Source organism: Sphingomonas sp. MMS24-J13, assembly GCF_044905095.1.
Taxonomy (GTDB): domain Bacteria; phylum Pseudomonadota; class Alphaproteobacteria; order Sphingomonadales; family Sphingomonadaceae; genus Sphingomonas_I.
In genome coordinates this window covers 3,121,952-3,147,794 of the sequence record NZ_CP173258.1, presented here as the reverse complement: position 1 = coordinate 3,147,794, position 25,843 = coordinate 3,121,952, and the positions used below count along the sequence as shown (strand labels likewise).

The 25,843-nt window shown below is 65.1% G+C and carries 24 protein-coding genes and 1 pseudogene; 15 read left to right on the top strand and 10 right to left on the bottom strand.

The annotated features are described in order from the left end of the window. Positions 1-42 precede the first annotated feature (42 nt). The gene (groES, locus tag AB4Z44_RS14530) at positions 43-357 is read right to left on the bottom strand and encodes a co-chaperone GroES (RefSeq protein ID WP_404710409.1); all 315 of its coding nucleotides are present in this window, start codon (positions 355-357) and stop codon (positions 43-45) included. A gap of 384 nt (positions 358-741) precedes the next feature. Between groES and AB4Z44_RS14525 the strand changes: the two genes are divergently transcribed. The 4 genes and pseudogenes from AB4Z44_RS14525 (at position 742) to AB4Z44_RS14510 (ending at position 3,255) form a co-directional block, all read left to right on the top strand. After that, positions 742-1,221: an Hsp20 family protein gene (locus AB4Z44_RS14525; RefSeq protein ID WP_404710408.1), complete on the top strand. Its 480-nt coding sequence runs from the start codon at positions 742-744 to the stop codon at positions 1,219-1,221. Positions 1,222-1,309: 88 nt separating this feature from the next. After that, a pseudogene (locus AB4Z44_RS14520) lies at positions 1,310-1,827 on the top strand (Hsp20/alpha crystallin family protein). A 214-nt stretch (positions 1,828-2,041) separates the two neighbouring features. After that, complete coding sequence (locus AB4Z44_RS14515; protein WP_404710407.1) at positions 2,042-2,560, top strand: hypothetical protein; 519 nt, start codon at positions 2,042-2,044, stop codon at positions 2,558-2,560. 65 nt (positions 2,561-2,625) lie between these two features. After that, positions 2,626-3,255, top strand: coding sequence for a MarC family protein (locus AB4Z44_RS14510; protein ID WP_404710406.1), 630 nt, complete (start codon positions 2,626-2,628; stop codon positions 3,253-3,255). 12 nt (positions 3,256-3,267) lie between these two features. Here the strand turns inward: AB4Z44_RS14510 and AB4Z44_RS14505 are convergent, their stop codons facing one another. The 3 genes from AB4Z44_RS14505 to AB4Z44_RS14495 form a co-directional block, all read right to left on the bottom strand. After that, positions 3,268-3,624, bottom strand: coding sequence for a hypothetical protein (locus AB4Z44_RS14505; protein WP_404710405.1), 357 nt, complete (start codon positions 3,622-3,624; stop codon positions 3,268-3,270). Between the two features lie 450 nt (positions 3,625-4,074). Then, the gene (locus AB4Z44_RS14500; protein WP_404714239.1) at positions 4,075-5,337 is read right to left on the bottom strand and encodes an ATP-binding protein; all 1,263 of its coding nucleotides are present in this window, start codon (positions 5,335-5,337) and stop codon (positions 4,075-4,077) included. After that, complete coding sequence (locus AB4Z44_RS14495; protein WP_404710404.1) at positions 5,259-5,975, bottom strand: PAS domain-containing protein; 717 nt, start codon at positions 5,973-5,975, stop codon at positions 5,259-5,261. The genes AB4Z44_RS14500 and AB4Z44_RS14495 overlap by 79 nt, the downstream gene beginning before the upstream one ends. Before the next feature lie 384 nt (positions 5,976-6,359). On the opposite strand from AB4Z44_RS14495, the gene AB4Z44_RS14490 reads away from it, so the two are divergent. Continuing rightward, positions 6,360-8,120 carry a putative bifunctional diguanylate cyclase/phosphodiesterase gene (locus tag AB4Z44_RS14490; protein WP_404710403.1) on the top strand — a complete coding sequence of 587 codons (1,761 nt, stop codon included), beginning with the start codon at positions 6,360-6,362 and terminating at the stop codon, positions 8,118-8,120. Positions 8,121-8,169: 49 nt separating this feature from the next. Here the strand turns inward: AB4Z44_RS14490 and AB4Z44_RS14485 are convergent, their stop codons facing one another. Both AB4Z44_RS14485 and AB4Z44_RS14480 read right to left on the bottom strand, forming a co-directional pair. Further along, complete coding sequence (locus AB4Z44_RS14485) at positions 8,170-9,735, bottom strand: AAA family ATPase (RefSeq protein ID WP_404710402.1); 1,566 nt, start codon at positions 9,733-9,735, stop codon at positions 8,170-8,172. A gap of 3 nt (positions 9,736-9,738) precedes the next feature. Then, complete coding sequence (locus AB4Z44_RS14480) at positions 9,739-10,761, bottom strand: zinc-dependent alcohol dehydrogenase family protein (protein WP_404710401.1); 1,023 nt, start codon at positions 10,759-10,761, stop codon at positions 9,739-9,741. 155 nt (positions 10,762-10,916) lie between these two features. Between AB4Z44_RS14480 and AB4Z44_RS14475 the strand changes: the two genes are divergently transcribed. Further along, positions 10,917-11,660, top strand: a complete 744-nt coding sequence (locus tag AB4Z44_RS14475) for an ATP-binding protein (protein ID WP_404710400.1) — start codon at positions 10,917-10,919, stop codon at positions 11,658-11,660. Beyond that, entirely contained in the window at positions 11,632-12,285 is a 654-nt protein-coding gene (locus tag AB4Z44_RS14470) for a BON domain-containing protein (RefSeq protein ID WP_404710399.1), read from the top strand. Before AB4Z44_RS14475 ends, AB4Z44_RS14470 begins: the two co-directional genes overlap by 29 nt. A gap of 78 nt (positions 12,286-12,363) precedes the next feature. Here the strand turns inward: AB4Z44_RS14470 and mgtA are convergent, their stop codons facing one another. Beyond that, on the bottom strand, positions 12,364-15,006 hold the full coding sequence (mgtA, locus tag AB4Z44_RS14465) for a magnesium-translocating P-type ATPase (RefSeq protein ID WP_404710398.1): 2,643 nt from the start codon (positions 15,004-15,006) through the stop codon (positions 12,364-12,366). A gap of 170 nt (positions 15,007-15,176) precedes the next feature. Between mgtA and AB4Z44_RS14460 the strand changes: the two genes are divergently transcribed. Continuing rightward, on the top strand, positions 15,177-16,121 hold the full coding sequence (locus tag AB4Z44_RS14460; protein ID WP_404710397.1) for a YbhN family protein: 945 nt from the start codon (positions 15,177-15,179) through the stop codon (positions 16,119-16,121). A gap of 21 nt (positions 16,122-16,142) precedes the next feature. Here the strand turns inward: AB4Z44_RS14460 and AB4Z44_RS14455 are convergent, their stop codons facing one another. The 3 genes from AB4Z44_RS14455 to AB4Z44_RS14445 all read right to left on the bottom strand — a co-directional run bounded on the left by AB4Z44_RS14455 (position 16,143) and on the right by AB4Z44_RS14445 (position 18,867). Then, positions 16,143-16,973 (bottom strand): universal stress protein, encoded by an 831-nt coding sequence (locus AB4Z44_RS14455; protein WP_404710396.1) that lies wholly within the window; start codon positions 16,971-16,973, stop codon positions 16,143-16,145. 144 nt (positions 16,974-17,117) lie between these two features. After that, positions 17,118-17,480, bottom strand: coding sequence for a hypothetical protein (locus AB4Z44_RS14450; protein ID WP_404710395.1), 363 nt, complete (start codon positions 17,478-17,480; stop codon positions 17,118-17,120). A gap of 88 nt (positions 17,481-17,568) precedes the next feature. After that, positions 17,569-18,867 (bottom strand): glycoside hydrolase family 130 protein, encoded by a 1,299-nt coding sequence (locus AB4Z44_RS14445; protein ID WP_404710394.1) that lies wholly within the window; start codon positions 18,865-18,867, stop codon positions 17,569-17,571. A gap of 107 nt (positions 18,868-18,974) precedes the next feature. On the opposite strand from AB4Z44_RS14445, the gene AB4Z44_RS14440 reads away from it, so the two are divergent. The 7 genes from AB4Z44_RS14440 (at position 18,975) to AB4Z44_RS14410 (ending at position 25,838) form a co-directional block, all read left to right on the top strand. Then, complete coding sequence (locus AB4Z44_RS14440) at positions 18,975-21,422, top strand: phosphoketolase (RefSeq protein WP_404710393.1); 2,448 nt, start codon at positions 18,975-18,977, stop codon at positions 21,420-21,422. A gap of 149 nt (positions 21,423-21,571) precedes the next feature. Then, positions 21,572-22,633: an AI-2E family transporter gene (locus AB4Z44_RS14435; RefSeq protein ID WP_404710392.1), complete on the top strand. Its 1,062-nt coding sequence runs from the start codon at positions 21,572-21,574 to the stop codon at positions 22,631-22,633. Beyond that, positions 22,630-22,779, top strand: coding sequence for a hypothetical protein (locus tag AB4Z44_RS14430; RefSeq protein WP_404710391.1), 150 nt, complete (start codon positions 22,630-22,632; stop codon positions 22,777-22,779). The genes AB4Z44_RS14435 and AB4Z44_RS14430 overlap by 4 nt, the downstream gene beginning before the upstream one ends. A gap of 62 nt (positions 22,780-22,841) precedes the next feature. Continuing rightward, complete coding sequence (locus AB4Z44_RS14425) at positions 22,842-23,666, top strand: universal stress protein (protein ID WP_404710390.1); 825 nt, start codon at positions 22,842-22,844, stop codon at positions 23,664-23,666. A 96-nt stretch (positions 23,667-23,762) separates the two neighbouring features. Further along, positions 23,763-24,446: an NAD(P)H-dependent oxidoreductase gene (locus AB4Z44_RS14420; RefSeq protein WP_404710389.1), complete on the top strand. Its 684-nt coding sequence runs from the start codon at positions 23,763-23,765 to the stop codon at positions 24,444-24,446. A 52-nt stretch (positions 24,447-24,498) separates the two neighbouring features. Continuing rightward, complete coding sequence (locus AB4Z44_RS14415; protein ID WP_404710388.1) at positions 24,499-24,927, top strand: TIGR01244 family sulfur transferase; 429 nt, start codon at positions 24,499-24,501, stop codon at positions 24,925-24,927. Between the two features lie 107 nt (positions 24,928-25,034). Continuing rightward, positions 25,035-25,838 carry a universal stress protein gene (locus AB4Z44_RS14410; protein WP_404710387.1) on the top strand — a complete coding sequence of 268 codons (804 nt, stop codon included), beginning with the start codon at positions 25,035-25,037 and terminating at the stop codon, positions 25,836-25,838. The last annotated feature ends 5 nt before the right edge of the window (positions 25,839-25,843 follow it).

The window sequence follows — 25,843 nt, the reverse complement described above, 5'->3', positions numbered from 1 at the left end:
TGATGAATGAGTTCGAAGTTGGTGATTCTTGCAGGATGCCGGTCAGGCGGCCTGCTTGAGCGGGACCACGGTTTCGATCACGCCGAGAATGTCGCTCTCTTTCATGATGAGCAGGTCCTCGCCGTCGAGGCGCACTTCGCTGCCCGACCATTTGCCGAACAGCACGCGGTCGCCCGCCCTGACCGAAAGCTCCGCGAGCTTACCGGCGTCGTCGCGGGCGCCCGGGCCGACGGCGACGACCTCGCCTTCCTGCGGCTTTTCCTTGGCGGTGTCCGGGATGATGATCCCGCCCGCCGTCTTCTCCTCGGCCTCGACGCGGCGGACGAGGACGCGGTCGTGAAGGGGACGAAAATGCATAAGCATGAACCTCCTGGTGCTTCAGCGATGATGTGACCTGGCGTCGCTCCGGGCGACGACAGTTGCGGCCGGGCCTCGGGAGAACGGACATCCGCTTCCGGGCAGCCGCACACTATATTTAGCACTCTCGAACCTGGAGTGCCAACAGGAAATTTGAAGCGGGAGGTTGGATGATCACGGACGGCGTGACGACCAGCGAAAGGATCGCCGCGCGGGGGCCGCTGGCGCCGCCGCGAAAATTTTGCGGCGCGAATCTTGAACCCGAAAATCCGTGTTCCTAGCTTTCGGTTGCCGGGTGCCGCTCAGGGCCTGGCGGGATAATGAGGGCGTCGGCTCTCCTCCGGCGCTTCTCGTGCCCAGATCGCTTCGATGGAGGATTTGGATATGAGGACCAATTTCGACTTCGCGCCGTATCGGCGTTCCACGGTCGGCTTCGACCGTCTTTTCGATCTGCTGGAGACCGGCCAGCGTACGGATGCCGCCGACGGATTTCCGCCCTTCAACATCCTTCGCGACGGCGAGGACCGCTACCGCATCACGCTTGCGGTCGCCGGCTTCCGCCCGGACGAGATCGAGGTGGTGGCGCAGCAGAATCAGCTCACCGTCACCGGCAAGCGCGCCGAGGATAAGGACAAGGGCGAGTATCTGCACCGCGGTATCGCCGCGCGTCCGTTCGAGCGGCGCTTCCAGCTTGCCGACTTCATCGAGGCAGGCAACGCCCGGTTCGAGAATGGCCTGCTCAGCATCGAGCTGAAGCGTGTCGTTCCCGAGGCGATGAAGCCGCGCAAGATCGAGATCGGCGGCGGCAATGTCGCCAACGATCGGATCGAGGCGCCGAAGGACGACAGCCAACGGGCTGCCTGATCCAGAACCATAGGCTCGCCGGCGTCGTCCTCCGCGATGGCGGTCGGCGAGCCATGATCTCCCACGTCCCGGAAAGGAGGAAAGACCCATGGCACTGCGTGATCTGCTCCCCTGGAGCCGGCAGGAGAACCGGCTTCCCGTGCCCGTCAGCGCCGAGCCGTATCAACGCGACGAGCATCCGATCCTCTCGCTCCACCGCGAGGTGAACCGGCTGTTGACGACGTTTTCCGCGGCTTCGCCGTGCCGGCCATCGGCGCGTTCGACCGCGCCATCGCATGGCCGCATGTCGAGCTCGGCGAGACCGACAAGGACATCCGCGTCACCGCGGAATTGCCCGGCCTCGAGGAGAAGGATGTCGATATCTCTCTCGAGGACGGCGTGTTGACGCTGCGCGGCGAGAAGCGATCGGACGTCGAGGACAAGGACCGCGGTTATTCGGAACGCAGCTACGGCCGCTTCGAGCGCCGCATCGGCCTGCCCAAGGGTATCGACCGCGACAAGGCCAGCGCGACGTTCAGGAACGGCGTGCTCACCGTGACGCTACCCAAGACCGAGGCGGCGAACGAGAATGTCCGCCGCATTCCGGTCAATGCGAACGCCGCATGACGGCCTGGCCCGGGACTTCGGTCCCGGGCCTGACATCGTCCCGGCGAATAGGCCGGCGACGATCGGGCCGGTGTCGTCGCCGCGGACAAGGGTTGCATTCCCCTCGCACAGCAAGGAAAGGACGTTTGATGCGTAAATTTCGTACCGCCGTCTTGGTATCGCGGCGCTGGCGGTCGCCGGCGTCGGACTTGCCGCCGGTCGGGACGTGCACAGCATGAAGTTCGACCTGCCGGACGGCTTGGTCGCCCGGATCGAATATCAGGGCGATGTGGCGCCCAGGGTGACGCTCGCGCCGACCTCAACCGTCATGCCGGTCGGCCTCTTCGACCTGTTCGACAGCGCGCCGCTGGCTGCGTTCGATCGGATCGCCGCCGAGATGGACCGGCAGACCGACGCGATGCTTCGTGAGGTGCATATGCTCCAGGCCGCGCCGTTGCCCGGAAGCGGTGGGCTCGATCTCGCGGCGCTCGGCAAATTGCCGCCGGGCACCGTGCAATATCGGTTCGTCTCGACCAGCGACGGGAGCGGTACATGCGACCGCAGCGTCGTGACCTCGTATGGGCCGGACCAGAGGGCCAAGGTCGTCTCGCGCAGTTCGGGTGACTGCCAACCGATGGACCGGACAACGGCACCGGCTGGGCTCGATGCGCCCGTTCATCCGGCAGCACCGGGTGGTCTGACCAGGACCGAAGCGATGGCAGCGGCCGATCGCTCGCACGCAACGACCGTTTGAAATAACGTTCAGGTGGATGCGGAAGCGACCTGCGGGGCCGCTTCCGCGCTTTGCCCGCACGCGCCATGCATCCTGCCCCCAGCATTCTTTCGAGCTTCGTCACACTGCTGGTCACGGTCGGTCCGGTCGAGACCGCCGTCGTGTTCGCCAGCCTGACCGCCGGGATCCATCGTGGCGAACGCACGCGGCTCGCCATCCGATCGACCGCGATCGCCGGGCTGGTCCTGCTGCTGTTCGCGGTCGGCGGCAACGTCGCCCTCGGGCTGCTCCATATCTCGCTCCCTGCCTTTCGGGTCGCCGGCGGTCTGCTGCTCTTCCTTCAGGCGCTCAGCCTCACCTTTTCGGGGCCGGGCCTTTCGTCGATCAGCGAGGGCGAGCGTCACGATGCCGAGCGGCCCGGCGACATCGCCGTCTTTCCCCTGGCCTTCCCGCTCATCGCCGGACCGGGCAGCCTGTCCGCCGCGATCCTGCTGATGGGACGGACCGAGCGCTGGATCGAAGGCTTGGGCGTGATCGCGATGATCGCGGTCTGCCTCGGCCTCACCTATGGCGCGATGCGCGCGGCAGAACGGCTGGTCGCATTGCTGGGGGCGACCGGCGCCGACGCGGTCCGGCGCATATCGGGCGTGTTGCTCGCCGGGCTCGCGATCCAGTTCGTCTTCGACGGCCTCGAGCGCGCGCCGTTTCTGCACTGAACCGGCGGCGTGTCAGGGCACGGCGTCGAGAACCGCCTCAAGCCGGTGGAGCAATGCGGCATTGCTGGCCGCCTTCGGCAGTTCGCGATGCACGAAAGTCCGCAGCCGCCGAATGTCCCGCAACGGCAACGTCAGCTCGAGCAGGCTTCGGCCAAGTGTCGCCGGATCCTCGCGCTGCGCCGCCTTGCCCGATGCCAGGAAATGATCGAGCAGCCGCTTGCGATCGGCGAAGCTCCAGCCCAGCGCCCCAAGCTCGGCTGGAGATAGCGCCAGCAGCGCGAGCGCGATCTCCATGATGTCGTCGAACGCCAGTGCGATATGAGTTCGGCGGCTGCCGCGCTCGCGCCATCGCTGTGACGGACTGCGCACGAACCTATCGTCCCAAGCGCACCGGGCTGGTGCGGCCGACGCGTTGCCGATGCCATGGTTCCGTCGGGCACGCGGAGCGCGGGAATAGCGCGTCGATGGGAACCGGGTTCCGGGAGCCCTGGCGTCGCCGCAGTGCAGGCTGATCGGGGGCCGCCGATGCGTCCGAGGTCCAGGACGCCAGGATGGCCCGCTTCACCTCGGGCTCGAAGGTTGGACGATGAAAACCATCAAGAGGGTGGGTAATACGCGAGACCGGCTGCGACATGACAGAACCTCCTTTCCTGCCGCTTTCGTTTCGTCGTGGGCGAAAATTTCGGAATGGCGTGGCGGTTCGTCAAGAGCGTTTGGCGCTTCCCCGGAGGGAAGATGACGAACCCTGGATCGTCTTGGACGCAGGAAATTGGCGCATGCGCCACCTGGGATCCGGCGGCCGCCGTTCGCCGCCCGCTTTCAGGATACCAGCGCCGCGAGGCTTTCCATCGAATAGGGTTTGTGGACCAGTTCGAACTCCTGGCCGCCCGTCTCCGCCAGCACGTGGCTATATCCGCTCGTCAGGATGACGGGAAGCGCAGGCCACTTGGCCCGGATGGTCTGTGCGAGTTCGATCCCGCTCATGCCGGGCATCACGACATCGGAAAATACCAGATCGAAGCGCTCCCCCCGTTCGAGCCGTTCGAGCGCGGCGGCAGCGTGCTGTGCCCACACCACCTGCTGCCCCAGCTCGGTGAGCGCGCTCACCGCGAACCGTCCGACCGTCTCATTGTCCTCGACGAGCAGAATGCGCCGATCGAGGAGAATTGCGTCGGGATCGACCGGCTGCCGCGCGATCGCATGCTCGGCACCCAATCCCGCATGGGCGAGATAGAGGCTGAACGTCGTGCCGCGACCGAGCTCGCTCTCCACCGCGATGTCGCCGCCCGACTGCTTCGCGAAGCCGTACACCTGGCTGAGGCCCAGGCCGGTGCCCTTGTCGACGGCTTTCGTCGTGAAGAACGGCTCGAAGATGCGCGGCAGCTTCTCGGGATCGACGCCCGTGCCGGTGTCACGCACCCAGATCCGGACGAACTCGCCCTCTGCCCCGGCGTGATTCCGGATCGGCGGCTTGTGCCCGACGCGCTCGATCCCGATCGTCAGGACACCGCCAGCCGGCATCGCGTCGCGGGCGTTGACGACCATGTTCAGGATGGCGGTCTCGAACTGGCTGGGGTCGGCCTCGATCGATCCGGCGTCGGGGCCGATCTCGACCTGGTAGCGGATCGTCGAGCCGATCGTCGTCGAGATAAGGTGCTCCATACCGTCGAGACGGAGCGCCAGGTCGAACTTCTGCGGGCGCAGGGGCTGCTGGCGGGCGAAGGCGAGCAGCTGCCCGGTCAGGACGGCGGCGCGGTCAGCGGTCTCGGCTATGGCGGTGATGTATCGCTGCCGCTTCTCCTCCGTCACACCCGGCCGCTGCAGCAACTCGGCGGATCCGCGGATCACCGTCAGCAGGTTGTTGAAGTCGTGGGCGACGCCGCCGGTCAGCCGCCCGATCGCCTCGAGCTTCTGGCTCTGCGCCAGCGCCTCCTTGCCGGCGTCGATCTGCTCCTGGGCATGGCGTCGCTCGGTCACGTCACGGGTGATCTTCGCAAAGCCCGTCAGCGCGCCGGTCTGGTCGTAGATCGGATCGATGACGACGTGCGCCCAAAATGGGGTGCCGTCCTTGCGGACCCGGATCGCCTCATTCTCGAACTTTCCGTCCCGGGCGGCAATCGCGAGCGCACGGGCGGGTTCCCCTTCTCCCGGTCGGCCTCGGTGTAGAAACGCGAGAAGTGCTGCCCGACGATCTCCTCGGCGGTATAGCCCTTGATAGCCTGCGCCCCCGTATTCCAGTTGCTGACCACCCCATCGACGTCGAGCATGTAGATCGCGTAATCGCGGACGCTTTCGACCAGCATCCGGAAGCGCTGTTCGCTCTCGCGGAGCTTCGCTTCCGCTTCCAGGCGATGGCTGATGTCGCGGGTGACCTTGGCGAAGCCGATGACGGCGCCATCGCTGTCGCGCACCGGATCGATGACGACGCTGGTCCAGAACTGCGTGCCGTCCTTGCGGACGCGCCACCCCTCGGCCTCGAACGTTCCCTTCTCGGAGGCTATCCGAAGCGCCCTTTCCGGGAGGCCGGCCGCCCGGTCCTGCTCGGTGTAGAAACGCGAGAAGTGCTGCCCGATGATTTCGTCGGCGGTGTAGCCCTTGAAGCGGGCCGCGCCCGTATTCCAGCTTCTGACGTAACCGTTCCGGTCCAGCAGGTAGATCGCATAATCCCTGACGGCGTCGAGCAGCACCTGGAGGCGCTCGGGCGCCGCGAGCGTCGCCAAGTCCGTCGATGGTGGGATTTGTGACGCTACCATCGACCAGCATTAGCCGAATAACCGTTCTACGGGAAGGAGTTGGATCGCGTGAACGCGGCGGGAATCCTCGCTCCTCGGTCGGCAAGTCCGCTTCGACGCAAAGTCGCGCTGTCCTGCCGTTGTGCCGGGAGGACGTCGGAATCCACCAGCTTTGACCGCCGAAATCTCGATCTGAACTCCAACGATCATTTGTTTCGCTACGCACTCCGATGCAAGCGGCCTGCAATCCGAGTTTGTCGTTTATCCACCGTGCATTATCGATATGGTAACGAACTTAAATCATGCAGTATAAGCAGGAATGATTGCCGTAGTGGGGTCAAAACGTTCGAATTTTGCCCACGGAGGGGCGCATTGGCACACGGTACTTCGACCCAACTTAATTACCAGATCCTCGCCAGCTCCGAAGGTGAAAGTCGCGCCGAATTGCTCCGGGAGGCGCTGGACAACATGCCGCATGGCGTTGTCATGTTTGACGCGGCATGCCGGCTGGTCGTGAGCAATAAACGCTATATCGAAATGTATGGCCTTTCATCGGACGTTGTTCGACCGGGATGTACACTTAAGGAATTGATCGAGCACCGCGAACGGGCTGGGCTTTTGGCGGGCGATGTCGCGCAATACCGCACGAGTATCATTGATGCTATTAGGCGTGGACATATTTCCAGCCAGTATATCGAGACGGCGGATCGGCGCACGATACACATCTTTAACCAGCCAATCCCGTCCGGTGGATGGGTCGCGACGCACGAGGACGTCACCGAGCAAAAGGCCGCGGAGGCCTGGATCGAACATCTTGCGCATTATGACGCCCTGACCGATCTGCCGAACCGCACCTTGTTCAAGGTCCGGCTCGATCAGGCGCTGCAAATGGCAATGCGCGATCGTCAGGTCGCCGTCTTGTTTCTGGATATCGACAACTTCAAGAACATAAATGATAATTTGGGATATTCTATCGGTGATGAGCTCATACGGGCAGTAGCCGGCCGCCTCCGCGCTTGCATCGAAAGCACCGATATCGGTGCTCGACTGGGTGGCGACGAGTTTGTCGTCATTCAGACGCAGGTCGAGCGACCCGGTCAGGCCGCGGGGCTCGCGGCCCACATCCGGGAAGCGCTGACGAAGCCGTATGTCCTGGACAGCGGTCACCATGTAACGATCGATACGAGTATCGGCATCGCGCTCGCTCCCGATGATGGAGCGTCGGGGGATCAGCTCCTCCGAAATGCCGAGATCGCGCTATACGGCGCGAAATCGAGCGGGCGAGGCGTATATCGCTTCTTCGAGCGCGCGATGGATGAGCGCATGAAGGAAAGGCGCAAACTCGAAATCGAGCTGCGCCAAGCTCTGAAAGCCGGTGAATTCGAGATTTACTACCAGCCAATTATAAATGTTGAATTCTCGACTATCCAAAGTTTCGAAGCCCTGCTGAGATGGCGACATCCCGAGCGGGGTATCATTGCCCCTGGGTCGTTCATCGCGGCCGCCGAGGAAATCGGCATTCTTGGGCATATCGGCGAATGGGTTATCCGCACCGCATGTCGCGAAGCGATGACTTGGCCGGACGACATCGCCGTTGCGGTAAACGTCTCGCCGACACAATTACGCAATGATAAATTTGTCGATATCGTTATAAATGCGCTTGCGGAGTCCGGGCTTGCGGCTGAGCGCCTCGAAGTGGAAATCACAGAGTCCGTTTTGCTTGACTATACGGATGAGACCCTCACCACGCTGCACAGGCTTCGGAGAATAGGCGTCCGTATTGCTATGGATGATTTTGGTACCGGCTACTCGTCCCTCAATTACCTGAATAAATTTCCTTTCGACAAAATCAAGATCGACCAATCCTTCATCAAGGATCTGTCCGATGCGGAGGAATCGACGGCCATCGTGCGCGCCGTGACGGGCTTGGCAAAGGCGTTTCATATGGTGACGACCGCGGAAGGCGTCGAAACGGTTCAGCAAGCGGCAATCGTTACGGCGTTGGGATGTACGGAGATGCAGGGTTATTTGTTTTCCAAGCCGTGCACGGCGGGCGAGGCCGCCATACTGCTCTTGGGACCGATGCGTGTCAGGCCGGCATGGCCAGTGTCAGGGCTTGCAGCCAACGGGTGAGGGTATCGCGAGCGGGCAGGGCATGAATGCGCAGCGATCGCCTGCCGTCCTAAGGTCGGCTGCATTCGCTCCCACCGAGCATGGCCGAGGCGGCAGTGGCGGTGGCTGCCGGTCCGTCGCCGGCATCGATGCAGTGCCATCGCCCCAATTGATCGGTCGCCAGGGTCGCCTGGCGGCGGGCGATCTCGACATTGGCATCCGATGCGTCGGCGGTCCGCTGCGCGATCCGCCCGGCGCGGGTTTCGGTGGCGGCTGCCAGCCACAGTCCATCGAAGGGTGCGCCGGCTGCTGTTGCCACGCCTTCGATCGCATCGCGCTCGGCGCGATCGGCGAACACCCCGTCGGCGATGACGCTCCTGCCCGACGCGAGCATCGCGGCGGCTTCGTCTTCCAGCCTGCGATAGACCGCGCGGCTTGCCGCCGCCGTATAGCTTGCGCCGGGAAGTGGCGTTTCCGGCGTGACGCCTGCGATCTGCTTGCGCAGGACATCGGTCCGCAGGATCCGCGCGCCCGGCGGCGCGCCGATCGAGCCGCCCAATGCCCGGGCGAGCGTCGACTTGCCGCTGCCCGATAACCCGCCGATGGCGATCAGCCGGGCTGCCCCGGGCTCCATCAGGTCCAATGCGCAGCGCAGGTAGAAGCGCGCGCGCTGCGCCGGTTGGTCTTCGGGGTTCTCCGCCATCGCCGCGTGGACGTGGGCTCGCACGGCGGCGCGGATCGACATGAACAAGGGCAACAGCGCGGCGCCCGCTTCGTCGTCGGGCGAGACGTCCAGATAGCGATTGAACACGACGTTGGCGGGCCGGCGCCACCCGCCCACCCACAGATCCATGAGCAGGAAGGCGAGATCGTAGAGAACGTCGATCGTCGCAAGCGCAGCGTCGAATTCGAGGCAGTCGAACAAGGTCGGCTCGTCGCCCAGCATCACGATATTGGCGAGATGGAGATCGCCATGACAATGGCGCACCCGCCCCGCTTTGGCACGCGCATCCAGCAATGCCGCCGCATCGTGGATTGCGTCCAACGCTGCAATCCGGAGCGCCTCGACCTCGGCCGGCGGAAGAATGCGAGGATAGCGCGCCATGCTTTCGCGATTGCCCGCGACGATGGCGCGGATCGCATCGGCTCCGCCCGCGGTCGGGACGGGCGCCGCACTCGCGTGGAAGCAGGCGATCCGATCCGCCAGCCGCATCGCCATCGGGTCGTCAAGCCCGCCATTCGCGACGATCGAAGCCAGCAGCGCCTCGTCCGGGAAGCGTTTCATTTCCAGCAGCCAGTCGATCGGCTCGCCTGGGCCATCGATGGCGAGCTTCCCCTCGGAAACGCGGTTGATGGAGTGGAGTCCGAGGTAGAGGCTGGGCGCGGTGCGCCGGTTGAGGACGAGTTCGGCCTCCAGCGCGGATTTTCGGCGGTCCGCGGTCGAAAAGTCGAGATAGGGAAAGCGTACCGCGCGCTTCATCTTCCATGCGCGGTCCGCCGTGAGGAAGACCATCGCGGCGTGGGTATCGATCCGGCGCGGCGGTCCCGATTTGAACGCAGCGCCCGAGGCCAGAAACGCCACCGCGTCGGCTTGCGCGCTTGCCGTCTCGCTGCCGGAACCGAGGCGCTTTGCCATGTCTCAGCCGGCCTCTTGGTTCGGAACGAGCACGGCAGCGCCGTTCAAGGCCCCGGCGCGAAGACAGGCCAGGGCCTCATTGGCGCGATCGAGCCGGAAAGTCTGCGTGACGGTCCGGATGGCCGCACGCGCGGCGATGTCGAGGAAGGAGGTGCCATCCTCCCGGGTCAGGTTCGCGACGGAAAGGATGTGCCGCTCGCCCCACAGATCGGCATAGGGGAAGCTCGGGATATCGCTCATGTGGATGCCCGCGCAGACGACGCGGCCGCCCTTGCGCGTTGCCTTCAGCGCCAATGGGACGAGCGCGCCGACAGGCGCGAATAGCAGCGCGGCATCCAGCGGTTCGGGCGGCGCGTCCTCCGATGAGCCAGCCCATGCACAGCCGAGCGAGCGCGCGAAATCCTGGCTCTCGGTATCGCCGTCGCGGGTGAAGGCGAATACGGTGCGGCCCTGCCAGATCGCGACCTGCGCGATGATGTGCGCGGCGGCACCGAATCCATAGAGACCGATCGTGTGTCCATCACCCGCCAGGCGGAGTGCCCGCCATCCGATCAGGCCCGCGCATAGCAGCGGTGCCGCCTCGACGTCGGAAAAGATGTCGGGAATGAGAAAGCAATAATGAGCGTCGGCGACGATGTGGGTCGCATAACCGCCATCGCGCGTGCACCCGGTGAATTCGGGCGTGTCGCACAGATTCTCGCGCTGGCTCCGGCAATAGGGGCAGGTCCCGCACGTATGCCCCAACCAGGGGACGCCCACCCTCTCCCCGATCGTGAAGCCGGTGACGTCATCGCCCAGAGCGATCACGTGGCCCACGACTTCGTGCCCCGGCACGATCGGATAATGGGCAGGGATCTCGCCATCGAGCACGTGGAGGTCGGTCCGGCAGACCCCGCACGCGCTGACCGCGATGAGGAGCTCGTTCGGCCCGGGCGAGGGCAGCGCCCGCGCGAACGGTCGCAGCGGGGTTCCGGCGCTCTCGATCTCCATGCCGCGCCATGGCGTGGACGAACCGTCAATTTCCATCGCACCACCTCCGACATGGCCATCGTTGCGCCGCTTCTAGCGCGGCTGAGTGCCGGCGCATTCCGTCTTTCTACGGATAACGGGCCCTACGGGTAATTGCGGATAAGAACGCTGGCGCGACTGCGGCACGAAAGCCTGAGCAGGGGAGCCCCGCCATGTGCCGAACATCGATCGCAGTAACGAAGATAAGCCCGGTCGCGCGACAGTCGATCCACGACCTGCGCAACCTGTTCGGGATCATCGCATCGGCATCCAATCTGCTCGGCGACGATCCTTCGGACGAGCGCAGGGCCCAATTGCTCGACGCGATCGCAGGCGCGGCGTTGCGGGGCGGACACCTCACCACCCAGTTGCTGGCCGCGACCGGCGGGATCGAACAGCTGTTCGACATCAACGATCATCTGCGCTCGCTGGAGTCGATGCTGCGGGCGATAGGCGGCCGCGATATCGTCATCCGCCTCGATCTGGCCGCGCGCCCGATCGCGATGAAACTCGATCCCGATGCGATTGAGGCGGCGGTGCTGGAACTCGTCACCAACGCCAAGGCGGCCTGCGCGCCCGGCGACACGGTGACGATCCGTACGCGTTTCGTGCGGCATCGGCTCTGGCTCTTCGTCGTCGATAACGGGCATGGCATGGACAGCGCGGCTTTGCGCGATTGTCTCGCTGCCAAGTCGCCCGCGGCGCACGGCACGGGAATCGGACGCATTCGCCGCTTCAGCCAGGACGCCGCCGGCCGTTTCCATATTAGCAGCCGCCCGGGCCACGGTACCGTGGTCTGCCTAAAGCTGCCGACGGCCCTCACCCTCGTTGCCGATGAAGCCGGTGCTGCGTCGAGGCGGTGCCTATCCCCCAGGAAGGAGATGCCCCGTGAAGAGCGACAGTCAATTGCAGCATGACGTCATGGCGGAGCTGGAGTTCGAACCAAGCCTCGATCACGCCGGTATCGGCGTCGGCGTGGCGAACGGTGTGGTCACCCTTTCGGGCGTCGTCTCATCCTATGTCGAGAAGCTTGCCGCCGAGCGGGCCGCGCGCCGCGTCGCCGGCGTCCAGGCGATCGCCGAAGACCTGACGGTGCGGTCCGATTCGGTCGCCAGCACCGCCGATCCCGAGATCGCGCGGCGCATCGTCGATGTCCTCGATTGGACGGTGGCCATTCCCGCCTCGTCGATCAAGGTCGAAGTCGAGCATGGCTGGGTCACGCTTTCCGGCGTGGTCCCGTGGCGCTACCAGAGCGATGCGGCGCGCGGGGCGGCCGCAAGGATCCGCGGCGTCGTCGGCGTCACCAACCTCATCGAAGTGCGGCAGGGGCCTGTCGCCAACGATGTGAAGGATCGCATCGTCGCTGCGCTCAAGCGCTCGGTCGATGTCGATGCCAGCACGATCACCGTGTTGACCGATGGAAGCAAGGTCATGCTCGGCGGCCGCGTCAACGCCTGGCATGAGCGCGATGTCGCCGAGCGCGCCGCGTGGGCGGCGCCTGGCGTCACCAAGGTCGAAGACAATATCACCGTGCAATTCTGAGCAGGGCGGCGGGGGGGCCGCCCAGGCCTGAAGGCATCGGGCGGCTGCCCGCCCTTGCAACCATGTCCCCGGCGATCTTCATTGCCGGACGAGCGACGCTGCCGCGTTCTTGCGTTCGGGTATCGCAACGCCCTTCAGCACTTCTGCCAGAGCAAGGTAGACGATGACGAGAAGGGTGATCGCGCCCATCACCATCGGGGAAGGCGCCGCAAATCCGAAGATCGCCGCAAATGGCAGGAACGGGATGACCAGCGCGATTCCCAGACAGACCAGCGCGGAAACGATCAGCGCTGGATGCGGTCTGATCTTCCAGAAGGGGCCCGCGGTCCGGATCGAGAAGATGACGAGGATCTGCGTCGCCATCGATTCGATGAACCATGCTGCCCGAAATTCCGCCACGCCGACATGGAAGACCTTCAGCAGGAGCGCGAAGGTGGCGATGTCGAAGACCGACGAGAGCGGACCCATGATCGCGGTGAAGCGGACGAGCGCGCGCATATCCCAGGTGCGCGGCCGGCAGACGTCGGCCGGATCGGCGGTGTCGAGCGGGATACCGATCTGGGAGAGATCGTACAGGAGGTTGTTGAGCAGCACCTGCACGGCGGTGAGCGGCAGGAACGGAAGAACGAGCGAGGCGAGCGCCATGCTGAGCATGTTTCCGAAGTTGGAGCTCGTGCCCATGCGGATATATTTCATGATGTTCGCGTAAGTCCGCCGCCCCTCCGCGACGCCGTCGGCCAGCACGCCGAGATCGGGGGCGAGCAGGATGATGTCCGCCGCCTCGCGTGCGACATCGGTCGCGCCGTCGACCGACAGGCCCACGTCGGCAGCGTGGATCGCCGGGGCGTCGTTGATGCCGTCGCCCATGAAGCCGACCGTATGACCGCGCGTCTGGAGCGCCCGTACGATCCGCATTTTCTGGTCCGGCGTCACCCTGGCGAAAATATCGACGCCTTCGATCTTCGCCGCGAGAGCGATGTCGCTCAGGCCCTCGAGCTCCTCTCCGGTGAGTACGCCCGTTACCGGGATGTTCAGCGCCTTGACGACATGCTCGATGACGATCGCCGCGTCGCCCGAGATCACCTTGATGCTGACGCCCGCCGCCTCCAGTCGGGCGACCGCCTGCGAGGCGCTTGCCTTGGGCGGGTCGATGAAGACGCAATAGCCGGCAAAGACCAGCCCGGTATCGTCATCCTCTTCGATCTTGTCCCGTCCCTCGGCGGCTTTCCAGGCGACGCCGAGCAGCCGCAGGCCTTGGGCGGCATACTTGCCGTAAAGCACTTCCATCCTGTCGCGGAGCGGCCGATCCAGCGGTACCAACGTCCCGTCGTCCATCTCGGCCTGTGTGGACAGCGCCAGGATCGTCTCGGGCGCGCCCTTGACGATTTCGATGCGGCGGCCCGCATTTTGCGCGAGCACGGAGACCCGACGGCGCTCGAAATCGAACGGACGCTCGTCGAGCTTGCTCCACCCGTCGAGCGAATGCGCTGCGCCGTGAAGCAGAAGCGCATCGTCCAGCGGGCTCTTGAGCCCGGTCTCGAACCTGGCATTGACCGCGGCCAGTTCCGCTACCCGCTCGTTGTCGGCACCGCCGATCCCGGGATGGGCGACCATGACGATGCGCGCTTCGGTCAGCGTACCCGTCTTGTCGGTGCACAATACGTCCATCTGGCCAAAGTCATGAATGGCCGAAAGGCGCTTCACCACGACCTGACCTGCCGCCATCCGGCGGGCACCCCGCGCGAGTGCGATCGTCACGATCATCGGCAGCAGCTCGGGGGTCAGGCCGACGGCCAGCGCCATCGCGAAGAGGAAGGATTGCAGCGCCGGCCGGCCGAGCGCGATGTGCGTGAGGAGCACGAACAGCACGAGGAAGATCGTCAGCCGTACGATCAGGATGCCCAGCTTGTGGATGCCGCGCTCGAAGGCGGTGGGAGGGGGCGCCTTGCTGAGCGACTTCGCGATCGCCCCGAAGCGCGTCCGTGAACCCGTTTCGACCACCAGCATCGTCGCCGCGCCCCCGACCATCGAACTCCCGTGCAGCAAGGCATTGGGTGCATCTGCGATGGTCGATTGCGGGTTGGGAGCGGCGCTCTTCTCGACGGGATATGCCTCGCCCGTGAGCATCGCCTGATTGACCTGCGCAGCGTTGGCCGCAAGGACCAGACCGTCGGCCGGAACCAGATCGCCCGCGGTCAGCAGCACGACATCCCCCGGGACGATCTCGCGCACCGCGATCTCGCGGCTGCCGCCACCGCGAAGGACGCGCGTGGTCAGCGCGATCGACTGTTTGAGCGCGGCGGCGGTGGCCTCGGCCCGGCGTTCCTGGACGATGTCGAGAAAGGTCGACAGCAACACCATCGAGACGATGATCACGAAGCTCGCAACGTCTCCCGTGGCGCCGGCAACGGCCGACGCGAACAGCAGGATGGCGATCAGCGGGTTGGCGAGGCGGCGCAGCACGTCGACGATGAATCGACGATGCCTGACCGCCACGATCTCGTTCGGCCCGAACCGGATCAGCCGCGCTGCCGCCTCCTGTTCCGTCAAGCCTTCGGGCCGCGCATCGAGGTCGTGCAGCAGCTGTGCCGCGGGTGATTGCCAGAAATTGATCGTCGCGGCGTTTGGCGGCGGCCCGCTGTCGGGGGGTGGCGCGCCACGAAGCAGGTTTCGCAAGCGTGACGGGACCATAAGGTGCCGTCGATGGGCAATCTGCGACATGACGCCTCCTTGCGATCAGGGGCACGCTGATCGCTGTTCGGGGTCGGACGAATCCGGAAACCTACGTAACTTATCCAATCGCCGGCGAGGGCGGGCCGGCTAGAGCGGCGAGGATGGCCAGCGAAACGACACGGTCCGGCAGCAGAGGGCGTTGGATCAGCCCGCTCCTCATGTTCCTAACCCTCGTGGGCCTGGTGGTCGTCGTCCTGCGCGCGGCCGACTTCGAGGGATTCATTCGCACGATCCGCCGGGCGCAGCCGGCATGGTTCGTCGCTGCGCTCGCGCTGCAGATCACGACCTATTGCAATGTTGCGATGGGCTGGCGGGCGGTGTTGCGCGCGGCGGGCGTCAGCCTGCCTTTCGCGGGCCTGATCAGGATCGCCCTCTCGAAGCTGTTCGCCGACCAGGTCCTGCCGGGCGCGGGCATGGGCGGAAATATCGTCCTGGTCGACCGATTGACCGCGCTTGGCTGCCCACGCGGCGCGGCCATGGCGGCACTGCTGGTCTCGATGGTGGGCTATTATGCGGCTTATGCCCTGCTCGCTTTGATCATGCTGCTGGTGTTGGCGCTGCGCCATAAGGCGACGCCAGTGCTGGCGGTGCTGGTTTTGATATTTCTGGTCGTCGCGCTTATCCTGCCGGGCGCCGCACTGTGGCTGCGGAGCAAAGGCAGCAGGCCGTTGCCGCGGCGTCTCGAGCGCATCGGCGCGATCGCACGATTGGTGCATGTCATCGGCGAGGCGCCACGCGATCTGATCGGTCGCCCCGGCCTGATCGCCCAGGCAGCCTTGTTCAACGGTCTCGTTTTCCTGGCCGACGCGGCGACATTGGGATTCTGCCTGAAGGCGCTGGGACACCCGGTGCCGCTCTCCACCATGTTCGTCGCCGTGATATCGGCCTCGATCGCCGTCACGCTCGCGCCGCTGCCGCTCGGTCTCGGTAGTTTCGAGGCAAGCTGCACCGGCATGCTTTCGCTCCTTGGCGTCCCGCTGGCGGTCGCGTTTGCCGGCACGCTGTTGCTGCGGAGCCTGACCCTGTGGCTACCGCTGATACCCGGCCTGGTCCTGTTTCGCGGGTTCGTGTTCAGCCGGCGCGGACGCGGACGCCGGGCTTAGACAAGGGCTATGCGGCGGCGGTCAATGCACCATCAGGACGGGCAAGGGTGCGTGCAGCAGGATCGACCGCGACACCCCGCCGAGGATGGTCTCGGCCATACGGGCATGCCCGTAAGCGCCCATCACCAGCAGATCGGCGCGGAAGATCTGGCAGCAATCGAGGATGATCTCGGCGGTGTCGCGGCTGTTGGTCGCCTGGGTGGTGCCGATCACGATCCCATGCCGGGCAAGGTGCCGTTCCAGGGCCTCGATGCCGGCGGGTGTCGGCATGTGTTCGACATCGCCGACCACCACCACTTCGACCGCTTCCGCCTTTTGCAGCAGCGGCATCGCTTCGTCGATCGCCCGCGTCGCCTCGCGCGTCCCGTTCCAGGCGATCACGATCCGCCGGATGCCGTCATATTTGAAGTCGGCCGGCACGAACAGGCAGGGCGTCCCGCTGTCGGCGAGGAGCGTGTCGGCGACGTGACGGCACTCGGTTTCATGCTGTTCGGGGCGTGGCATGACGACCAGGTCGACCAGCCGTGCGCGCGCGACGATCGCCGCGTTCGCCGAAAACGTATCGAGCGCGGTCCAGTCGCCATCGACCCCGGCGGTCGCCAGACGCTCCTGGAAGATGCGGTGCAACGGCGCGACCAGCTCTTCGGTTTCCACCTGGATATGATCGACCACCGCGTCGACCGCGACCTCGCCGAGCGCAAAGCATTCGGCGGTGGTCGGTGCGGGAACGGCGTAGATGCAAAGGCCATGGACGAAGCCGCGCGTTTCAGCCGCGATGCCGGTTGCGGCGGCCAGCATGGCGTCATTCGGCCCCTCGGGGCGGAGCAAGACCAGAATTTCCCGGATTTCCATAACGTCCTCCACATCGTGCGGTCCGGCGCGAGCCGCGACGGCGATGAAGGCGTAAGCTCCGGGGCGCGGGCGCCCTATTAGGAAGGCTACGTAAGCGCGGACTTAGTGGTCCGGTGCCGCGCCCTCGCAATGGAGCCTCGCCGATCAGCCGACGATTGCCCAACCCATTTCCGGATCCTTGTGGTACCGAAAGACGAACAATTGCTTTTCGTGCCCGGCGGTCCCCTTGGTGATCCGCACCGTTCCGTCGGCCGAGCCCGCTTGATCGCCTCCGCTGTCGAGATGGACGAAGCCGCTTTTTCCGGAGGGAGACTTCCACGCCAACGCGGTGCCGACGGTATGGACCTGCAAAAGCTCCTGGATGAGCGGATGGAGCGTCGCCAGATCCTGGCTGTCCAGCACCCGCACTGCCCAGGCCCATGGGGTTTCCGCGCACGGCGCTGCCGAGGAGAAAGAGAAAGCCGCTGCCAACGCAGCGACGCCTGCCGCTAGTCTCAATGTCTTCATGGTCGATGCCTCCTGTCGCTTCGGACTAGGAGTTGCCGGGAGACGAGGCATTCCGTGTATGTACGGATGTCGATCCGGGCGCGGCGCGCTATCGCATCGCGCGCAGCAGGGCGTCGACCGATATCGTGGCAAACGCGGTGAAGGAATCGGCGACGCCATAAGGCAGGAGCAATGTCCGCCCGTGCAACATCGCGCCGCAGCTATAGACGACGTTGGGTACATAGCCGTCCCGATCGGTAGGATTGCTGCCGATGAGCGGCTCGGTCGTGCGGGCGAGGAGGCGGGTGGGGTCGTTCTTGTCGAGCAGACAGGCCCCGAGGCTGTAGTTACGCACGGGGCCGACCCCATGGATCAGCACCAGCCACCCCTCGTCGATTTCCACCGGTGCGCCGCAATTGCCGATCTGGATCAGCTCCCAGGGAAATCGCGGACTCACGATCTTTCGCCCATCGCCCCATTCGTAGAGGTCGTTCGAGCGCAGGAACCATATGCTTTCATGATCCTGGCGCGCGAGCATGGCGAAATGTCCGCCGATGCGACGCGGAAACAGGGCCATGCCTTTCGTCCCGGCAACCGCCCCGCGCATCGCGGACAGCTCGAAGCTCGTAAAATCTTCGGTTCGGAGCAATTCCTCTCGAACCGCTTCGCCGCTGAACGCCGTATATGTGCCGATATAGGAGTGGCGCCCGTCATCTTCGGTGAAGCGGGTAAGGCGAAGATCCTCGATACCGTGGCGCTGGCGCAAGGTTACGGGAAAGATCACGATCGCCGACAGGTCGCGACCTGCGCCGCAGAACAGCCGCACGCCCGGATCATCCTCCGCGCCCCCCGGGATCTCCTCGATCGATGGGGATATTGCGTGCGCGAGAGGCGGGTCGATGACGAGGCTGCGACCGTCGAACGTTCCCGTGCGGAACGTGATCGACGAGATATGGCCTTCGCCGACGCCGCGCAGCGACATGACGAACCGAACGGCGCCTGGCTGTACGCCCGATTGATCGGGGTGGGGGACGATACTCGGATTGAAGAGGGCGGCCGCCTCAAAGGAATATTCCTCGCTGAAATAGGCTCCGATCAGCAGTGACCCCTCGTGCGAAATCGTCGGGCCGACGAAGCTCGGGGGAACGACCTCGCGAAAGCGGCGGAGGAGGACAGGCTCGATATCGTCGTGCCGATCGCGCAGGCTCGCCAGGACATCGTCCAACTCCGTCTTCAGGTCCGCGGGACCGATCGCAAGCACGCGGTCGATCACGCGTCCGGTTCGTCCACGGCCGCCCGGTGCATCGGCGGTCGGATCGTCGGCGGGCGTGAAGGGACGGAGCACGACCCGGCTCGGTTGCGGTCGCACCACTTCGGACAGCCATGTCACGATCGGAATCTCGCTCATGCCGTCGCGATAGGGCCGCGCTCGCCATCTCGGCATCCGTACCTATACGCATAAAGTCCGGATGCCCGTTCCGCTCTTCTCGTCGGCACACTGGACGGGATTCGATCATGCAACCGACGGACATGGCGCTGACGGCGAAGCGCGAGCGTGGGCACGACGGAGCGACGGCGTCGGCCGCACTGAGCGATGCCGAGGTCGAACTGATCGACCGCTACTGGCGCGCTGCCAACTATCTGTCGGTGGGGCAGATCTATCTGCTCGACAATCCGTTGCTCAAGGAGCCGCTGCAGCCCAAGCATATCAAGCCGCGCCTGCTGGGGCATTGGGGCACCACGCCCGGCCTGAATTTCATCTATGCCCATCTGAACCGGATCATCCGCGCGCGCGACAGCGATGTCCTCTACGTCTGCGGCCCGGGCCATGGCGGGCCCGGCATGGTCGCCAATACGTGGCTGGAAGGCAGCTACAGCGAAATCTATCATCAGGTGAGCCAGGACGAAGCCGGCATGCGCCGCCTGTTCCGGCAATTCTCGTTCCCGGGCGGAATCCCCAGCCATGCCTCGCCCGACACGCCCGGCTCGATCCACGAAGGCGGCGAACTGGGTTACTCGCTCAGCCATGCCTTCGGTGCCGCGTTCGACAATCCCGACCTGATCGTCGCCTGCGTCATCGGCGACGGCGAGGCGGAAACCGGGCCGCTCGCGGCCTCGTGGCACGGCAACAAGTTTCTCGATCCGGTTCACGACGGCGCGGTGCTGCCGATCCTCCATCTGAACGGCTACAAGATCGCCGGTCCCACCATATTCGGCCGCATGACCGACGGGACGCTGCGGAACATGTTCGAAGGGTTCGGCTACGATCCGATCTTCGTGGACGGCGACAGTCCCGCGCCGATGCATCGCGCGATGGCGGCGGCGATGGATCGCGCGTTCGAGCAGATCGGCCATATCCAGACCGCTTCGCGCGCCAGGGTCATGATCGGCATGCCGCGCTGGCCGATGATCGTCCTGCGCAGCCCGAAGGGATGGACCGGACCCAAGGTCGTGGACGGCAAGAAGGTCGAAGGCTTCTGGCGGGCGCACCAGGTTCCGGTTGCCGAGGTGCGGGAGAATGCAGCGCATCGCAAGCTGCTCGAAGACTGGATGCGCGGCTACCGGATCGACGAGCTATTCGACAATGACGGGCGCCTCCTGCCGGACCTGCGCGCGCTTGCGCCGGACGGCGCGAAGCGGATGGGCGCAACTCCTTATGCCAACAACGGTGGGCTGGCCCGGCGCCTCGCCAGACCCGACTGGCGGGAGTTCGCCTTGCCGGTCCCGCGCCCCGGCGCAACGGTTGCGGAAAATACCCGTCCGGCGGGCAGCTATCTGGCAGAAGTGCTGCGGTTGAGCGCCGAGGCGCGGAATTTCCGCATCATGGGCCCGGACGAGACCAACTCGAACCGTCTCGGCGCCGTGTTCGATGCCACGATCCGGGCGTGGATGGAGCCGGTCGAGCCCTATGACGAGAAATTGGGTCAGGGCGGGCGGGTGATGGAAGTGCTCTCCGAGCATCTCTGCCAGGGCTGGCTGGAGGGTTATACCCTCACCGGCCGGCACGGCCTGTTCAACTGCTACGAGGCGTTCATCCACATCGTCGATTCGATGTTCAACCAGCATGCCAAATGGCTGAAGGTGGCGCGGGAACTCGACTGGCGAAAGCCGATACCGTCGTTCAATTATCTGTTGAGTTCGCACGTCTGGCGCCAGGATCATAACGGCTTCAGCCACCAGGATCCGGGATTCCTCGATCTCGTCGTCAACAAGAAGGCCGACGTCGTGCGCATCTATCTGCCGCCGGATGCCAATTGCCTGCTCCGCACGCTCGATCACTGCCTCGGCACCTATGATCGTATCAACGTCATCGTCGCGGGCAAGCAACCCGCGCCCCAATGGCTGACGGCCGCCGAAGCCGAGGACCATTGCGCGGCAGGCGCCGGCATCTGGGAATGGGCGGGCACCGATCGCGATGGCACGCCCCCCGACGTCGTCATGGCCTGCGCCGGCGACGTCCCCACGTTGGAGACGCTCGCCGCCGTCGATCTTTTGCGCCGCCACATACCCGGCCTGAAGATCAGGGTGGTCAACGTGGTTGATCTCCTCTGCCTCGAACCCAAAAGCGAACATCCGCACGGGCTCAGCGACGCCGAATTCGACGCATTGTTCACGACCGACCGGCCGGTGGTGTTCGCCTTCCACGGCTATCCCTATCTGATCCACCGCCTGACCTATCGGCGGACCAACCACGACAATTTCCACGTCCGCGGCTTCAAGGAAGAGGGCACGACGACCACCCCGTTCGATATGGTGGTGCGCAACGATCTCGATCGCTTCCACCTTGCCATCGACGTGATCAATCGCGTGCCGGGCCTGATCGACCGTGCCGCGCAGGCGTGCCAGGATTTTCGGAGAAAGCTGCTCGAACATCATCACTATGTTTGCGAGCATGGCGAGGACATGCCCGAGATCCGCGACTGGGCATGGAGTTACGCCACCACGCCGGCCGATGGCGGATAGCGCGCACCCGTTACGTAGCATTACCAAGAGCCGTCGTGCGACGCGATCGATAGCATGCACGGCCGATGCAGCCGGGCGCCCGCGCGGTGCAGATCCGACATCGGATCGCAGGCTTCGGTCGAGAATTCACCCCGCGCGAAAAGAGGGACGTGCCAAAACCATCATCATCTCCCAGTGAGCCGGTGGAAGCGCCCGGGCGGCGTTCGCTCGCCACGCGCGACTATGTCCAACGCATCCTGATCGCGTTGGCAGCGGTCGTTCTGGCGATCGCGCTCTTTCAACTCATCGATCTGCTGTTGCTGGTATTCGCCGCGGTGCTGTTCGCCGTCCTGCTCGTCGCGATCGCCGATTGCGTCGCGGCGGTCACGCGCCTGAGCAGGAGCTGGAGCCTCCTGCTCGCTATCGCATTGCTGATCGCGACAGCCGCCGGGCTTGTCCTACTTTTCGGCAAGCCCATGATCGGGCAGGTTCAACGCATCGCAGTGGAACTGCCGGCGTCTTGGCGATGGGTCGAGGCCAGGCTCCGCGATATCGGCCTGCCTGATCCGGTGTTCGCCTGGGCCGTGCGCCGGGTCGCCGACGGCGGGAGCCTGAGCGTCGTGACCCAGCTTGCCGGCAGCGCTGCGAGCGCGGTCGGCAGCCTGCTGCTCGCTCTGGTCGGCGGAGCCTATCTTGCTCTTCAGCCCGATCTGTATCGAAGCGGCTTGTTGGCGCTTGTCCCGCCCCGAGCCGCGAAGCCGGTGTCCATGGCGCTCGACGAAATGGCCCACGATCTCAGGCATTGGCTCGTCGGACAGCTCGTCACGATGGCGATCGTCGGCCTGCTGATGGGGCTGGGGGGCCTCGCGATCGGTCTGCCCGCGGCCGCCGCGCTGGGATTGATCGCAGCCATCCTGGAGTTCATCCCCTATGTCGGGCCTATTCTGACGGCCGTTCCCGCGCTTTTGTTGGGGCTCGCGGTGAGCGTCGACGCCGCCGGGATGACGGTCTTGCTGCTCGTCGTCGTACAGCAGCTCGAGGGATATGTCCTGACCCCGCTGATCCAGCGTCGCGCAGTCGAATTGCCGCCTGCGCTCACACTGTTCGCATTGTTCGCGATGGGCGTGCTGTTCGGGGCGTTGGGCGTGCTGCTGGCAGCGCCGCTCACCGTCTGCGCCCGCATTCTGGTGCGCCACGCTTATATGCCGTTCATCGCGGGAGATCGATCGTGACTGCTCCCGTGCCGGAGGCGGCCGGGCTCAGTGCCGCGGAGGCGCTCAGCCGGCTGACGCTCCTGCTGGTCCTCGAAGCCATGAAGACCCTGGTTCCCGATCGGGATCCGGCGCCATTGCGTGCTCTGCCTTCCAGCCGTACGTAGTTTTACCAGATGCGGATCGACCAGGATTGCGGTCCTATCGGCCGGAATTGGGAGAGACCGGCATGATCAAAAGCATCGCAACATTCATCGATGATCCGGTCGGGAGCGAAGTTTTTCTCAAGAGGCTTGCTGCGCGATCGCGCGCGATGAATGCCGACCTGAGCGTGACCATTTTCACGCCCGCACCGATGATCTCGACCGCGCTTGCGCCGATGGGTGGTTTGTTCCTGCCCGAGAGCGACCTCCGCGCCGATGCGGCGCAGGACGCGCAACAGGTCAGGACGCTGCTGGCTGGCGACGATGAGCGGGTCACGCTCTCCAGTATCTACGGCGACATATCGTGGCTCGCGCACGATCTGCGCAGAAACGACGTGATCGCGGACCTGATCGTGTTCGGGGCGCCCTCGACCTGGCGCGTCCACTGGCTGCGCCGGCGCGCGATCGAAACCCTGTTGCTGGCCGGAGGGACGCCGCTGCTCCTGCTTCCCGACGATGGGGAACTGGCGCCGATCCGTCGTGCCACGCTGGGCTGGCTTCCCTCGGCCGAGGCGGTGCGTGTCGCGCACGATCTGGTCGCCTTGGCCGAACCCAGGGCGACGGTGGACGTGGTCACCGTGGGGGTCGATCCCGAGCGTGATACGGGAAACACCGCCGAACGATGCCCGATGGCGGACTATCTTGCTGGTCACGGCCTGGACACGAGCTGCCACTGGATCGAAAACGAGCGCGGCGAGGATGAGCAACTCCAGAATTTCGCGCTGGCCGCCCAAGCCGATGTGCTGGCGGTCGGCGGCTTCGGCCATTCGCGCATCCGGGAGATCCTGCTCGGCGGCGTTACGCGGTCGCTCGTCGACAACCCGCGCGTGCCCGTTCTGATGTCACGGTAGCATGACGGGCACGATCCCTTTGCGCGCAGGTACGTAGCATTACCAACAGTCGGCTCGCGGTGGGCCGGATAGGAGGTCGCGCAAAGGAGAAACGCCATGTCCGATCAACCCGCATTCTTTCGCCCCCGGCACGTCGTCGTCCTCGCCCATCCCAGCTCGAGAAGCTTCAACGGGCTCGTCGCGAATGCCTATTGCGAAGCCGTGCGGCAATGCGGGCAGGAACCGATCGTGCGCGATCTGTACGCCATCGGCTTCGATCCTCTGCTCAAGGATAGCGAACGGCCGCACGAGGGAGGCACGTCGGTGATGCCCGACGTGAAGTTCGAGCATGCGGCTATCCGTGGCAGCGACGTGTTCGTCCTGGTCTACCCGATCTGGTTCGGCATGCCGCCCGCGATGATGAAGGGTTATGTCGACCGCGTCCTGGGAAGCGGTGTGACCGCCAAGGACATGCAGGGCGGCGTCGGCACGGCTTTGCTCAAGGACAAGCGGCTCGTCAGCATCACCTCGTCCGGCGCCAGCAAGGCGTGGCTCAACCAGCAAGGCCAGATCGAGGCGCTGCGCAACGTGTTCGAGCGCTATCTGGCGCATGGGCTCGGCATGAAATCCGTCGAGAATCTTCATTTCGGCGAAACGGTCGAAGGCCTGAGCGAGGACTATCTCGATCCGCTTCTGGCGCAGGTGCAGGATCTGGCGCGCAAGGTGTGCGCCGATGTCGATGCGGACGTGGCGGCGGAGCGCGGACTGTCGTTGAAGCAACGCCAGCAGTCCGACGCCTGAACCGCGGACATCATAAGCGGGCACGGAACATACGTACTGGGGAGTCCGTGGAGTGAATTACAAGAGTCTCGCGCCCGACGTGGCTGTCGCCTCGCAGTTGGCGTCGAGCGACATGCAGCCGGCCAGGGATGCCGGGTTTGTCGCGATCATCAATGCCCGCCCGGATGGCGAGGAACCGGGCCAGCCGAGCAGCGCGCAACTGGCCAATTCCGCGCGCGCCGCAGGGCTGCTTTATTACCATGTCCCGGTATCGCCCGGGCAATATGACGAGGCGGCGATCCGGGCTTTCGGTCACGCCCTCCACGAGAGCGGAGGTACAGCGCTCGCATTCTGCGCGACCGGCAGGCGGGCCGTCTCCTTATGGGCGCTCTCGCAGGCGGGGCGGCTTTCCGCATCCGAAATGCTGAAAGGCGGTTTCGCGTGCGGCTTCGATCTCACGCCGCTCATCCCGCAGGCCGAAGCCCGCGCAACGCGCCTTTAGGCGACGTCCCGACGCCGTTGCCGGCCTCATCCGTAAAGTCCCGCATATGGGCCGTCACGCGGCCTGCCTAATCAGGTCGAGCCCGCTGCAAGGGCATGGAGGCCGTCATGAAGAATATCCTCGTTTTGATGCATGATGATCCGGGACAGGAGGCGCGCCTGCAGGCGGCGCTCGACGTGACCCGTGCGCTCGAGGGTCACCTGACCTGCGTGGACGTCGCTATCATGCCGATCCTGATGGGCGACTTTTACAGCGGCGCAGGCGAAGCCATGCTGTTGGAGGACGAGCGGACGCGCGAGAGCGACAACCGTGCCGCCATCGAGGCGCGGCTCGCGCACGAGCAGATCAGCTGGAACTGGATCGAAACCACCGGCGCGATCGCACCGTCCCTGGTCGATCAGGCGGGGCTGGCCGATCTGATCGTCGTCAACCGGAAGCTCGACGCCGCTCCCTTGCCGGACATGCTGGCGGCGACGTCGGAGGTGGCGGTCAAGGCGGGCAAGCCGATCCTGGCGGTTCCGGACCTGTCGCGCGGCATCAATCTGTCGGGGACGGCGCTGATCTGCTGGGACGGCTCGCCGGCGTGCGATGCCGCATTGCAGGCCGCCATACCCCTTCTGCGGTTCGCCGAGACGGTCACGCTGAACACCGTCGACGACGGATCGATCGCAACCCCGCCCGAAGACGCGGCCAGTTATCTTTCGCGGCACGGCATTTCCGCCGTAATCCGCAGGGAGACGGCGGCGCACGGGAAGGCCGCCGCGCTGATCTTCGACGCCATTCACCTTCTCAAGGCCGATTATGTCGTCATGGGCGGCTTCGGCCATGGTCGCCTCACCGAGGCATTGTTCGGCGGCGTATCGCGCGCGATGCTGAGCGGAAGCCCCGTTCCCGTCTTCCTCGCGCATTGATCCGT

Excerpts from the sequence above, each read along its gene's own strand:
- groES (WP_404710409.1), bottom strand. The coding sequence starts at position 357 with ATGCATTTTCGTCCCCTTCACGACCGCGTCCTCGTCCGCCGCGTCGAG.
- AB4Z44_RS14525 (WP_404710408.1), top strand. The coding sequence starts at position 742 with ATGAGGACCAATTTCGACTTCGCGCCGTATCGGCGTTCCACGGTCGGC.
- AB4Z44_RS14515 (WP_404710407.1), top strand. The coding sequence starts at position 2,042 with ATGAAGTTCGACCTGCCGGACGGCTTGGTCGCCCGGATCGAATATCAG.
- AB4Z44_RS14510 (WP_404710406.1), top strand. The coding sequence starts at position 2,626 with ATGCATCCTGCCCCCAGCATTCTTTCGAGCTTCGTCACACTGCTGGTC.
- AB4Z44_RS14485 (WP_404710402.1), bottom strand. The coding sequence starts at position 9,735 with ATGGCAAAGCGCCTCGGTTCCGGCAGCGAGACGGCAAGCGCGCAAGCC.
- AB4Z44_RS14480 (WP_404710401.1), bottom strand. The coding sequence starts at position 10,761 with ATGGAAATTGACGGTTCGTCCACGCCATGGCGCGGCATGGAGATCGAG.
- AB4Z44_RS14475 (WP_404710400.1), top strand. The coding sequence starts at position 10,917 with ATGTGCCGAACATCGATCGCAGTAACGAAGATAAGCCCGGTCGCGCGA.
- mgtA (WP_404710398.1), bottom strand. The coding sequence starts at position 15,006 with ATGTCGCAGATTGCCCATCGACGGCACCTTATGGTCCCGTCACGCTTG.
- AB4Z44_RS14460 (WP_404710397.1), top strand. The coding sequence starts at position 15,177 with ATGTTCCTAACCCTCGTGGGCCTGGTGGTCGTCGTCCTGCGCGCGGCC.
- AB4Z44_RS14455 (WP_404710396.1), bottom strand. The coding sequence starts at position 16,973 with ATGGAAATCCGGGAAATTCTGGTCTTGCTCCGCCCCGAGGGGCCGAAT.
- AB4Z44_RS14450 (WP_404710395.1), bottom strand. The coding sequence starts at position 17,480 with ATGAAGACATTGAGACTAGCGGCAGGCGTCGCTGCGTTGGCAGCGGCT.
- AB4Z44_RS14445 (WP_404710394.1), bottom strand. The coding sequence starts at position 18,867 with ATGAGCGAGATTCCGATCGTGACATGGCTGTCCGAAGTGGTGCGACCG.
- AB4Z44_RS14440 (WP_404710393.1), top strand. The coding sequence starts at position 18,975 with ATGCAACCGACGGACATGGCGCTGACGGCGAAGCGCGAGCGTGGGCAC.
- AB4Z44_RS14425 (WP_404710390.1), top strand. The coding sequence starts at position 22,842 with ATGATCAAAAGCATCGCAACATTCATCGATGATCCGGTCGGGAGCGAA.
- AB4Z44_RS14420 (WP_404710389.1), top strand. The coding sequence starts at position 23,763 with ATGTCCGATCAACCCGCATTCTTTCGCCCCCGGCACGTCGTCGTCCTC.
- AB4Z44_RS14410 (WP_404710387.1), top strand. The coding sequence starts at position 25,035 with ATGAAGAATATCCTCGTTTTGATGCATGATGATCCGGGACAGGAGGCG.